This is a genomic window from Paenalicyclobacillus ferrooxydans (assembly GCF_001399675.1).
Classification (GTDB): Bacteria; Bacillota; Bacilli; order Alicyclobacillales; family Alicyclobacillaceae; genus Alicyclobacillus_B; species Alicyclobacillus_B ferrooxydans.
This window is the reverse complement of the sequence record NZ_LJCO01000042.1, coordinates 132,044-144,055: the sequence shown is the minus strand read 5'-3', so window position 1 is coordinate 144,055 and position 12,012 is coordinate 132,044. Positions and strand designations below refer to the sequence as shown.

8 protein-coding genes are annotated in these 12,012 nt (G+C 52.5%); 5 read left to right on the top strand and 3 right to left on the bottom strand.

Annotated elements, in window-relative coordinates; genetic code table 11:
• The first annotated feature begins 174 nt into the window (after positions 1-174).
• The gene (locus tag AN477_RS09885; RefSeq protein WP_054968991.1) at positions 175-1,203 is read left to right on the top strand and encodes a GGDEF domain-containing protein; all 1,029 of its coding nucleotides are present in this window, start codon (positions 175-177) and stop codon (positions 1,201-1,203) included.
• Between the two features lie 259 nt (positions 1,204-1,462).
• On the opposite strand, the gene AN477_RS09880 is transcribed toward AN477_RS09885, so the two are convergent.
• Complete coding sequence (locus AN477_RS09880; RefSeq protein WP_054968990.1) at positions 1,463-2,224, bottom strand: SDR family NAD(P)-dependent oxidoreductase; 762 nt, start codon at positions 2,222-2,224, stop codon at positions 1,463-1,465.
• Positions 2,225-2,570: 346 nt separating this feature from the next.
• A complete protein-coding gene (locus AN477_RS09875) occupies positions 2,571-3,863 on the bottom strand; it encodes a DUF4850 domain-containing protein (RefSeq protein WP_054968989.1) in 1,293 nt (430 codons plus the stop codon).
• 200 nt (positions 3,864-4,063) lie between these two features.
• Between AN477_RS09875 and AN477_RS09870 the strand changes: the two genes are divergently transcribed.
• Positions 4,064-5,071 carry an LLM class flavin-dependent oxidoreductase gene (locus tag AN477_RS09870; protein WP_054968988.1) on the top strand — a complete coding sequence of 336 codons (1,008 nt, stop codon included), beginning with the start codon at positions 4,064-4,066 and terminating at the stop codon, positions 5,069-5,071.
• A 134-nt stretch (positions 5,072-5,205) separates the two neighbouring features.
• On the opposite strand, the gene AN477_RS09865 is transcribed toward AN477_RS09870, so the two are convergent.
• Positions 5,206-5,670 carry a hypothetical protein gene (locus AN477_RS09865; RefSeq protein WP_054968987.1) on the bottom strand — a complete coding sequence of 155 codons (465 nt, stop codon included), beginning with the start codon at positions 5,668-5,670 and terminating at the stop codon, positions 5,206-5,208.
• Between the two features lie 1,123 nt (positions 5,671-6,793).
• Between AN477_RS09865 and AN477_RS09860 the strand changes: the two genes are divergently transcribed.
• From AN477_RS09860 to AN477_RS09850, 3 genes are all read left to right on the top strand, one after another.
• Positions 6,794-7,798, top strand: coding sequence for a LacI family DNA-binding transcriptional regulator (locus AN477_RS09860; protein ID WP_054968986.1), 1,005 nt, complete (start codon positions 6,794-6,796; stop codon positions 7,796-7,798).
• 511 nt (positions 7,799-8,309) lie between these two features.
• On the top strand, positions 8,310-10,598 hold the full coding sequence (locus AN477_RS09855) for an amylo-alpha-1,6-glucosidase (protein WP_054968985.1): 2,289 nt from the start codon (positions 8,310-8,312) through the stop codon (positions 10,596-10,598).
• Positions 10,599-10,715: 117 nt separating this feature from the next.
• Positions 10,716-11,996 (top strand): ABC transporter substrate-binding protein, encoded by a 1,281-nt coding sequence (locus AN477_RS09850; protein WP_054968984.1) that lies wholly within the window; start codon positions 10,716-10,718, stop codon positions 11,994-11,996.
• Positions 11,997-12,012 lie beyond the last annotated feature (16 nt).

Genomic DNA, 12,012 nt, shown 5'->3' with positions numbered 1-12,012 from the left:
GGTTGTTCCTTTTCGTGGATTTGGACAGTACTACCTGTTCTCCATGATAAGGAACTTTTTATTTGTTCACAGAGTTAAAACACCGAATCATATGAACATTATGAATAACATTAATGCAACGCTAGTGATATGGAAGATTTGAATCGTGGTTTGCGGATGGGATAGGAGATATCGATGGACAAGCTTAAGAAGTTTATTCGGGAATCTCGGAACTGGGCATACGTACCCAAGGGCGGTGAGCTATTCAAACGAGCAGCATTCGTGCTGCAACATACACTCGGGATAGATGCTGGACTGATTATCTATAGGAAACACTTGTTCTTCCAAAATCAGCAATTCAAGGCTTATAACCCTTGGGGACTTCAGGAATCAGCGGAACAGTTGTCTCGCTTGGTAGCCTTGGATGATAGGTTATTAAGCGTAGACAGGATGACCATTCAAGACACGTGGCATAGTGTGGACATGACAAACCCTCCCTGGAGAGATATGTGGATTCGAAACGGCATTATGAAAGTTGGGTATTTTCCGATCACGGCAAAGAGTCAACCAGTCGGTGGAATTATTCTGGGACGCAAGACAGGGGATTTTAACGACGATGCAGAGACACTGTCTCTTTGCGCCATGCAACTATCGCTGATCCTGGAAATGCTATCTACTCGGAGACTCGCAGAGCATGCGAGCAATCACGATCCACTGACGGACGTCCTCAACCGCCGCGGTTTTGTCGCGTTTGTGGACGAACTCAATCGTGGCACGAAGGCTGCCTACGGGAATCATAGTACCCACGGTATCAAACATCCTGACGAAGACCAAGCCTCAGGCAATGATAAATCCTTGACCACACTGGTCCTTGGAACACTGGACATCAATGACTTCAAATTGTTTAACGATACCTATGGACACTCTCATGGGGATACGGTTCTCAAAGATATTGCAAACGCCTTACAAGAGTTCGTTCAGGATAGCGGGTGCTGTGCGAGATTTGGTGGGGATGAGTTCGCGTTCATCGTGTCAACGAAAGATAGTCCAGAGACCGTTGAAGCCCAGATTGCAGCGTGCTTCGCCAACCACTCCTATGCCATTAGTGTTGGTTGTGCGACGTTGGATCCGAGTGTGGGATGGGAAGCCTCCTATAGACTTGCAGATCAGAAGCTTTATGAAAACAAGCGAGCTTACACTGTTGGCAATTTGTTACGGTCCTAACGTCAAATAGAACTTATAACTCCAAAGTTTAGCGGATCTTCTCCCTAAGATATAATCTCTTCAAGATAGTAACCGACGCAGCCTTATAAACCAGGTCAGCAATCTAGAACACATATTCCATCCTCCAACAGACAGGTACAGAAAACCGGAGACCTCATTAGGAGGCTCCGGTTTTCTATAAAAGGAAATACGCTTTGCCAGCGGGGTCCGCCGCTGCTCAATCTGCCCGGACTTTACCCAGCCAGACTTTGTCCTAGTCCTAGCTCGGAATCGACGTCATGCCGCCGTCGATGACAAACTCAGTCGCGGTGATATATGAAGAGTCGTCGGAGGCGAGGAAGAGCACGAGTTTGGCGACGTCCATCGGATCGCCAAGTCGACCCAGCGGATACCCCTGTCCGAGTTGTTCCATTGTGACTTGTGCCATCTGGGCGCCGTACTCAGCCATCCCTGTGCGGATATAGCCCGGGTGAATCGAATTCACGCGAATTTGATAGGGGGCATACTCCGCGGCAACGTCTTTGGTCATGATACGCACTGCGCCCTTGCTTGCACCATACAGCGCATGTCCTGCAGCCCCAATCAGGCCGGCGACCGACGATGCATTAATGACCGATCCAGCCCGCTGCTTCGCCATCACCGGCAGCACGTGCTTCATCCCGAGAAACACGCCCGTTACGTTGATGCCCATCAACCGTTCCCATTCTTCCACGGTTGTCTCGGTGAGCGGCTTAATCAAATAGATCCCAGCATTGTTGAACAACACATCAATCTTCTGGTACTTCTCAACCGTGGTCTGCACAACTTGCTGCCAGTCGGATTCTGATCGGACATCGTGTTTAAAGAACAGTGCGTCACCGCCATTTTCAACGATCTCGTTGGCCGTTTGACTCCCGCTCTCCTCGTGAATGTCCGTCACTACAACGCTGGCTCCCTCTGCGGCGAACAACAAGGCGGTTTGCTTCCCAATTCCAGTGCCTGCACCTGTGATAATGGCGACTTTGTCTTGCAAGCGTCCCATTGTGCTGCGCCTCCTCGCAATTTGGAAGGTGGATAGCGCAAGGTGAACATGTCCTGAAGGCCTCGTGACAGGTCAAGGCCCCTGTGACGGCTCTGTGAAGGCCTCGTAACAGGCCCTGTGAAGGCCCCGGAAATAGCCTCGTGAAAACCTACGTCCCCTTCCAACTCGAACCTACGCCTTACAGGAATAGATTACAAATCAGAGGGCTCTTACATGTGCTTTGTAGAAATTTGTTCACCGAAGCTGTGAAGATGCCCAGTGTGTATCAATGCCCATACTGTATAGAGGATCGTTGCGGCTGAAGAAGAGTTGCAAGAGTTCGGTGGATACGGCCATGCGTTACTTGTTACTTTGCTATGTTTGCGAGATAGAAGTTCAAGATCGTTGTCTCCAGACTGTGATCTGAAGGCGGCATCGTTATCTCCTCCTGGCCAAAGAAGATGTTCTGGTTGGTTCCAGGCAGATTCATATAAGCCGCGCCGTTCGTTTCATACCCAGGGGCAGGGGGATATAGTGCGTAAGACATCGTATTTTTGTTTAGCTGATATTCCCCTTTAAAGAGTGGCGGCGACTGTAGCGGAAACCCTTGCTGTACCGCCCATTGACGCATATTTGGGAAGTACGCACCAATATCCATGATGGAACATCCAGCGCAGCCCCCATCATCTGAAACCGTGAGCTTTTGCGACGGATCCGCTGGAGATTGAATTGTAAAGCGTTCCGATCCATCGGCTCCGATAAGAGCAGATGTAGCAATCCAGCCTCTCGGACCCAAAAACAGGAATCCGGGTTCTGAGAGAGGATCTCGATTCACCCAATAGACCGCAAGTTGGCTCACTTGATCAGCCGGTATGTTGAAATCAATAGGCGGAATTTGAAAAGTCGGATCGACGGACGATGGAGGAGAACCTATGCCATATTGCGACTTAATTCCCACAACAGGAAGCGTTACCGTGTTCCCATTGTTTTCAACAAATGTCACGGTTGGTCCGGAGATTTTCGGCGTGGAAACCGGGTTTGCAGAAGGCAATGCGATATTGCCGAGTGGCATGAACTGTTCAGGCCGATCCGATGGTTGAAATGCCAACTTGGCTGTAAATGAGCGTGGGACCAGACTGGAACTGTCAAACAACAACGTAATCTGAACCTTTGAATGAGCGGGTATTTGACCAGGGACTTGCGATGAATTTGCTGGCGAGAGTACGTGTTCTCCACTGGTTAAAGCAAACTGAGTGGCACTCAGTGTTGCAGCTACGTCACTGGTGTTCGTGAGTAGTACAGAGACGGATATGGTTTGTCCGTGTACCGTAACCTGTGGATTTGACATTGTCGGCGTTGTGGGAACTGACACTGTAGGTGTAGTTGTAACAGTCGAGTTCGAATTTGATGTCGAATTTGATGTTGGGTTGGATGCTGAATTTGATATTTGGTTGGATGTTTGGTTGGGGACTGAGTTCGATGTTGAGTTTGATGCCGATCTCGGTGTGTCCCTACCTGTCGCATGGGTTACTTGTTGTGCAGCACATCCGGTCACCAACAACGTGGTAGCGGCCATAACTGCAAGTAAACGTTTTTGTTGATGATTTCTCTTTGCCTTTACCTTTACATTTGCCTTTACATTTGCCTTTACCAGGTCCATCCCCCATCCCCCCGGCCCCAACGAGTTTTTACTCTAACTTTATTTCATGACTGCTTCGTGAAACCACCAAGTGCGCGGCGAGTCCCTTTGCAGTCACGTCAACCACACTGTCTGTCGATGAGGTTCTCATCTCTCACTATAATTATCATATGATTTATAATAGCTCGTACAATTACAACGACAGGAAGTGACGTCACCATATGAAATTCAGCACCTTTACCGTCTTCGACAATTACCAAAATTGCATTCCGCGAAGCGTAGGCCAGATTTACGACGAGGTGGCAGAGCAGACCATCCTTGCAGACGAGCTCGGATACGATGCTGTCTGGTATGCGGAGCATCACTTCAGCGAGTACGGCGTGAGCACTTCGCCGCAGATGTTGCTCGCGTCGGTCGCTAGGCAAACGAAGCGGATCCGGCTCGGCGTCTCCGTCTCCGTGCTGCCGTTGCACGATCCAATCGAGATCGCCGAAGACTACGCCACCCTCGATATCCTCTCTGGCGGGCGCCTGAACATGGGCCTTGGCAGCGGGTATATCGCCGCCGAATTCGCGGGTTTTCAGATCCCGATGGAGGACAAGGCGCTGCGCTTCAATGATGCGTTTGACGTGCTGCTCAAAGCCTGGACGGGGGAGCGGTTCAGTCACAACGGCCCCTATTACCAGGTGCCGGAGGTTCAGCTGAATGTCACGCCTGTCCAACAGCCGCCCGAGTTCTGGGTCGCGTCGCTGCGCAAAGAGCCAGTGAGGTATGTGGCGAGGGCGGGGCACCGGATCATGGGCATCGCGTACGTGAACAGCAATTCCCGCGCGGAGATGGCCGACGTCATCGAGACCTACAAGGACGAGTACCGGGCGCGCGGCCATGGCGATCCCGATGCCCTCGAGATGCCGATTGCCTTCCACGTCCACGTTGCTGAGTCTCTAGCGGAGGCCGAGGAGAACGCCAAGGAGGCGATCAACCTGTACCTCCGCACACGCCAGTACGGAAAGAACATTCAGTACGAGGACCTGCGGGCTCGCCAGCAGGCTATCTTTGGTACACCCGACGACGTGATCGAGCAAATTAAGGCCTATCAGGAGATTGGCGTCAACCATTTCATGGCCTTCATGAACTTCGGCGGACTCGAGCAGAAGAAGGTTCTGCGCAGCATGGAGTTGTTTGCGAAGCACGTGATGCCAGCGTTTCAGGCCGCCGAGGTGAAGTAGGCCTCATGCCTGGGCGCGATCCTGCAGATCTGGTGTTGGATGCGTCCGCTTCCCACGGGTGACGTGAAGATAGGCTGCATGTCAGGCTACATGTCAGGCTACATGTCAGGCTACATGTCAGGCTACATGTCAGGCTACATGTCAGGGTGCGTTCCTTCAGGCGGGTGTTGCGCAGCTTGGGCTTCCCACGGCTGCGGAACAGGAAAGGCCTTCTGCCCGCATTTGCACCAGACCGAACGGTAGGGATGTTCTGAGAAATGCTCTCGGCCGCACGTGCACAAGTACTTGGTTACGGGGATGACCTTCGTGACCCCGGTGGAGCCAGAGGCTCCTGCTGTACCGGGGGCTCCAGACAATCCCACGAGATATACGTCCGTTGGCGTCCAGTTCGGCATCCACTTTACATCTTTCTCGCGGGTTGGGAACTGAACGAGAACCGATTTTCCGTCAGCCGTTTCGCACCGGCGCCGTCCGCCATGAAGCTTCAGGACGTTATGCGGTGACTCGGATTCAACCAAGTAGGTAAATGGGTTTTCCATGTTACTGTCGTCAACTGCATACCCCACAATCTGATACCACTTGAGGACTCTTGTTTTCATGACGTATCACCCTATCCCTTTTGGGTATCCAGTTGTCAAACTACATTGGCTTGGTGAGAAACCACCATGTGAGTCCGGTGGCAATCGCCGGGATCAGGTACCATACTAGGTCGACTGTTTTAAAACTTTTTTTGGTTACTGTCGCCATATGATTCTCGCGCACAATTTATGCCCCCATCCATTTGCGGTAAGGAAATTCTATAACGCACAGCCGGAAAATCCTGTCACAATACACCGTCGGAATATGGGAGGTTTTAGGTTTTATCTGGTAGATGCCGATTGTTAAGTCAGCGGGAGTGGACGCGGAGCCCATGTAAGTCGGTGAAACCGACTTAGACCATGCTGGAGCGTTTTGCTTAGTCGGCGGGACCGACTTAAGTCGAGAAAATGTGGTCGCTAAGTCGCTGTGAGCGACTTAGCGGATGTCCGAACGGGCCGCAGAGCCCATGTAAGTCGGTGAAACCGACTTAGACGATGCTGAAGCGTTTTGCTTAGTCGGCGGCACCGACTTAAAGAGAGAAAATGTGGTCGCTAAGTCGCTGTGAGCGACTTAGCCGATGTCCGAACGGGCCGCAGAGCCCATGTAAGTCGGTGAAACCGACTTAGACCATGCTGAAGCGTTTTGCTTAGTCGGTGGCACCGACTTAAAGAGAGAAAATGTGGTCGCTAAGTCGCTGCGGGCGACTTAGCGGATGTCCGAACGGGCCGCAGAGCCCATGTAAGTCGGTGAAACCGACTTAGACGATGCTGAAGCGTTTTGCTTAGTCGGCGGCACCGACTTAAAGAGAGAAAATGTGGTCGCTAAGTCGCTGTGAGCGACTTAGCCGCGGGTGGAAGGGGCCGCAGAGCCCATGTAAGTCGGTGAAACCGACTTAGACGATGCTGAAGCGTTTTGCTTAGTCGGCGGGACCGACTTAAATAGAGGAAATGTGGACGCTAAGTCGCTACGGGCGACTTAGCCGCGGGTGGAAGGGGTCAATTTGTTCAAGGATGCTGTTCCACACGAGCGACTGGAACTACAGTGACTGGCACTAAACTGGAATGCTGCTAAGATAGTTGACGCCGAAAACGTTTTCGGATACTATGGCCTCATAGTCGAAATTAGAAGTAGGTTGAGCATGAAATGACAGTCACCATACGCGAAGTAGCAAAAGCTGCAGGAGTCTCTATCACTACGGTTTCCCGCGCCTTAAATGGCTATTCAGACGTAAATCTCGACACCAAACGCAAGGTTTTGGAAGTAGCGGAGCGTCTGAACTATCGTCCGAGCCAAGTCGCGAGAAGCTTGGTGATGAAACGTACACGCACCATTGGGCTGTTAATTTCGGACTTCAACCGAGAGCCAGGCGGACAGTACTTCATGTTTGACGTACTGGCCGGTATTCATGAGCGGCTTGCCGCCGTTGGATACGACTTGACCCTGGTCAGCACCACAACTGCTCAACAAAGATTGGTCTCCTACTTGGATTTGTGCACGGAAAAGCGTTTCGACGGGGTTATCGTTATGGGAATTCGCTTGGACGACCCCTATGTTCATGAAGTGGTTGAAGCTCCTTTGCCGAGCGTCGTGATCGACTTGCCGCTCATCAGCAAACACTGTGCGTACGTTATGACGGACAACGTCAACGGATCGCGATTTGCTGTCCGGCACTTGCTCGAAAGAGGTCATCGCAAAATTGGTTTTGTGAACGGGCATCAGCAGGCGGCGGTCAGCCAGGAGCGCCGCAGGGGATACGAAGATGCGCTTCGTGTACAAAAGATTCCCTATGAAGAAGACTGGGTGTACAATGCAGACTTTACATTACAGGGCGGCATTCGTGGGTTGAAAGAGCTGCTAGAGCGCCACAAGGACATGACGGCCGTCTATTTCGCGTCGGATCTGATGGCGATTGGCGCTTTACGCTACTGCCGAGAACAAGGCATTCAGGTGCCTGGGGACCTGGCTATCGTGGGGTTTGACAACATTGATCTGACTCAATTTGTGAGTCCGACTGTTTCGACCATTGCGCAGCCACGGTATGAAATGGGTACGACTGCGACCGATCTCCTGATCGGGATGCTCGACGACAACAGACTGGGTGAGGGTAGAATGCTCTCGCCGGAACTCATCGTCCGTGAGACTTCGTAATCCCCACGTCCTTGGCATCGTCACGTCCTTGGCTGGAATGGTCTGTGCGATATCTGAGACGCCGTAATCGTCACTCTCTTCACCATAACGATTTGAGCCTTATGGTGAAATGAATGCGCATACACGATGTGAGCATACTAAGGCTCGTCTCAGCATGCACGCATACTTACTTGTCATGTCCGCAATGGTGTCTAAATCAGTTCACTATCCGAAACCGATTCTATATCTAAAACCACCGGTTAGATAAGAGGACTAGATTGAATGTATAACACGGTTGGAATCAGCTAGTGGTTGGAATCAGCTAGACCGTGCCGAGTAAGGGCATTCACGCACGACATTACAAAATATCAAATACCTTACCCTATACCGAAAACGTTTCGGACGAAACCGGCCGAGAAATTACGTCCGAGGTCGAAGCATCACGCATCAGCAGCGAAAATCACGAATCACGTTCTCAAGATTGCCAATGACGCTGATTCACCACGAGTGGCTAACATGGAGGGACTACAGCATGGAATTTCACGTGATTAAAGAGAACGACCTATTCTATCTGTCAGATCTGGATGGGCAATTACCTGAGAAAGAACAGAACAGAGATGGGTATGGATTGTTTTTGCATGATACGAGGGTTCTCTCTGAGTGGAAGTGGCACGCAGGGCCGGGAAACCTTCGTCGGATCGGATCGGACAGTGCACAGAACTTCCAAGCATCCTTCTGGTACTCGAACACCGCAATGACTGGAAATAATGGCGGTTTTGTGCAGGATCAGTCGGTTCTTGTGACCCGTCAGCAGTTTGTAAGCGGTGACCGCTTTTACGAAGAGTGTTCGTTCGAGAACTTCAGCGATGAACCTTTGACGTTCGATTTTGCGTACACGGCATCCGCAGACTACGCGGACATGTTTGATGTTCGCGGATACGCAGAGCAGACCATTACGAGACAGATTGACGCCTCTGTGGAGCAGAAGTCCTTGGTGTTTTCCTACCGGGCCGTAGATGGTGTCTTGTGTCGCACGGTAGTGGCGTTTGCCGCAGATGATGACATGGACGTTCAGGCTGCAATGAAGGACGGGCGCGGGGAATTGTCCCTGACGCTGCAAATCCCAGCACAAAGCGTGCGAAGATGGGTCGTCATCGTCGCGCCGACCATTGTGGAGGCTGCTGAACAACAGGGCGCGCAGGGTGCTGTTGCTGACTCCCAGGCCACGGGAGTCGCAGAACCGGCCGTGGCCGCCCTCACCACGTCGTCGGCCGTCTCAGATTCCACCGCCGCATTCGTTCCAGGCATTGACGAAAACCAAAACGTTTTGGATGCCGTTCACGTGGAGAAGGAACGCATTGCGTCTTCCTACCAAAATTGGTTCAATCGCGCGCCTCGCGTCACAGGCGAAGAAGTGTTCGAGCGCTGGTATCAGAGGGGCCTTAGAGACCTGCGGATGCTCGCGACGGACATCGGATACGGATCATTCCCGGTTGCCGGTGTGCCTTGGTATTCCGTTCCGTTCGGGCGCGACAGCTTAATTACGGCCATGCAATCTCTGTCTGTCAATCAGGACATGGCGCGGGGTACACTCGCTACCATGGCTATGTTCCAAGGGACGGAGCTGAATCCCACCCGCGACGAGCAACCGGGGAAGATCATGCACGAGCTTCGCCCAGGCGAGCTGACTCGGATCGGTCTAAAACCGTTTGGTCCTTACTATGGCACGATTGATGCGACACCGTTGTTTTTGAACCTCGCGGCGGACTATCTGTCCTGGACGGGCGATCTCGATTTCATCCGGAGCCTCACCGACAACGTGAAGCGCGCATTCGCTTGGATGGAGAACTACGGAGACAGAGACGGAGACGGTTTCATCGAGTATCAGCGCGAGGCGGAAGGCGGTATCTCGAACCAGGGCTGGAAGGACTCCGGAGACTCGGTCATGCACCAGGACGGGGAATTCGCCAAGGGCAGCATTGCCTTGTGTGAAGTTCAGGGCTATGTGTACCGCGCCTATGCCAAGTGGGCAGAAGTGTATCATCTGCTAGGCCGCGAAGACTTGGCTGCCGATGCGAAACAGAAGGCCGAACGCCTGCAACAGCGTTTCATCGATAAATTCTGGATAGATGCGGAAAATACCGTAGCTCTTGCGTTAGACGGAAACAAGCAGCGCGTTGAGCCTGCGTCCTCGAACATGGGGCAGGTGCTGTGGAGCGGTATCTTGCCGCACCGTCTCGCGAATCGGCTGATTGACCGATTGCTTGAAGATGACATGAACAGCGGCTTTGGGATTCGCACCTTATCGACCAAAGAAGTCCGCTACAACCCAATTTCGTACCACAATGGATCGGTCTGGCCGCACGACAACTCCATCATCATCGCAGGTATGGCGAAATATGGACGCCACGACGCGGTAGGCCAGGTGACCGAGGGGTTGCTTAGAGCCAGTGAAGGTTTCGACCTGTGGAGGTTGCCTGAACTGTACGGTGGACTCAGTGCAGAGTCCGTGCAAGCCCCCGTTCCGTATCCCGTGTCCTGCTCACCGCAGGCGTGGGCCGCTGCGACTCCGCTGCTCGTGTTGCAGTCCATCCTGAATCTGCAACCGGACGTCCCAGGCGGCAAGGTTTACATGGGGCCCGAGTTGCCAAGCCAAGTGACGCGATTGTCCATCGTCGGGATCCCGATCGGCAACGGATGTCTGTCTCTCGAGTTGAGACGGGGAGAAGATGGTCGGACGGAGACCGTGATCGCCGAAAATACAACTGGGCTGGAGCTTGTGCTCGGGACCTTCAAGGAGGTGGATCGGGTACCTCAATAAACCACCGTTCTTGATGGATGTTGCACAAACCGATTTAAGATACCAAAGGGCAAATTTAAGACACCAACGGGCAAATGTCGGTACTGAAAAGGATTCTAACTGGGAGGGTTAATCACAATGAACAAGTGGCAAAAGTGGTCGAGCGTCGCAGCAACAGCAGTGATGGGCGTTGGTCTGTTGGCAGGTTGCGGATCGCAAAGCACGAGCACCAGCAACACCGCGAACGGCACGCAAAACCTGGGTACGGCTTCCAATCCGGTCAATCTGACAGTGGGTATTGCATCTTCAGGTCCTGCAGAAACGACGCTCGTCAACAATCAGGTCAAGCTATTTGAGAAGCAGTACCCAAACATTCACGTGACCGTCAAGCCGTTCTCCGGCAACGAGCTGCAAGACCTGCAAGCAGAACTCGCAGCACATACAGCACCAGACATTTTCTATGTGGATTCCTCGATTGCACAGCAACTTGAGCAATCCGGTGCCATTGCACCGCTCGACAGTTATATGAAGCAAGACAACTTCCCAACCAGTAACTACGAAGCTTCCTTGATGAAGGCATTCCAGTGGCAAGGAAAGCAGTACGGCATTCCGAAAGACGAGAACAGCTTGGCGCTCGAGTCGAACATGACCTTGCTGAACAAGGCTGGCATCACGTCGCCGCCGAAGACATGGGGAGAGTTCGAAACCGACGCTGCGAAACTGAAGGCCAAAGGCATTGCGCCGCTCGCTTTCCCGATTGACGTTGCACGTTACTATCCGTTCATCCTGAACTTCGGCGGCAGCTACTACGACGCAACCAGTAACAAGGTCACCTTCACCAACCCGGCGAACAATGCGGGATTGAACTTCTTCTTGCAGAATGAACAGAAAGGTTACCTCGTCAACCCGAGCAACCTTGGCGGATCCTGGGCTGGCGTTCCGTTTGCACAGGGCAAGGTGGCCATGGCTGCAGAAGGTGCATGGTTGATTCCTTCCATGCAGCAGACCGCACCAAACATGAAGTACACCATCACGGACTTCCCGACACAAAATGGAAAGGCCAACAACATGGTGTACACCGTGGCTTACGAAATGGCAGCAAGCTCAAAGAATCCAGCAGCTGCTGCGAAACTGTTGTTCTTCTTAACGGGCGCGCAAGCGGAAAAAATGACGGCACAGTCTGGTCTGGCGATTCCGTCTTACATCCCGGATCAATCCGTGTTCCTTAAGTCCAACCCGTCCTATCAAGCGTTTGTGGACGGTGTGAAGAACGGCACCGCATACCAGTTCGGACCATCCGGCAACAACTTCGTCAACGCCATCAATGCCGCAACACAAGCAGGCGTGCTGAAGAAACTGTCGCCTTCCGCAGTGCTGAGCCAAGCGCAGAGCACATTCCAGTCCCAAAGCCAACAGTAATCGTCAAGCGAGAATG

What these genes read in the sequence shown, in the direction of transcription:
- AN477_RS09885 (WP_054968991.1), top strand. Translation starts at nt 175, where the DNA reads ATGGACAAGCTTAAGAAGTTTATTCGGGAATCTCGGAACTGGGCATAC.
- AN477_RS09880 (WP_054968990.1), bottom strand. Translation starts at nt 2,224, where the DNA reads ATGGGACGCTTGCAAGACAAAGTCGCCATTATCACAGGTGCAGGCACT.
- AN477_RS09875 (WP_054968989.1), bottom strand. Translation starts at nt 3,863, where the DNA reads ATGGACCTGGTAAAGGCAAATGTAAAGGCAAATGTAAAGGTAAAGGCA.
- AN477_RS09870 (WP_054968988.1), top strand. Translation starts at nt 4,064, where the DNA reads ATGAAATTCAGCACCTTTACCGTCTTCGACAATTACCAAAATTGCATT.
- AN477_RS09865 (WP_054968987.1), bottom strand. Translation starts at nt 5,670, where the DNA reads ATGAAAACAAGAGTCCTCAAGTGGTATCAGATTGTGGGGTATGCAGTT.
- AN477_RS09860 (WP_054968986.1), top strand. Translation starts at nt 6,794, where the DNA reads ATGACAGTCACCATACGCGAAGTAGCAAAAGCTGCAGGAGTCTCTATC.
- AN477_RS09855 (WP_054968985.1), top strand. Translation starts at nt 8,310, where the DNA reads ATGGAATTTCACGTGATTAAAGAGAACGACCTATTCTATCTGTCAGAT.
- AN477_RS09850 (WP_054968984.1), top strand. Translation starts at nt 10,716, where the DNA reads ATGAACAAGTGGCAAAAGTGGTCGAGCGTCGCAGCAACAGCAGTGATG.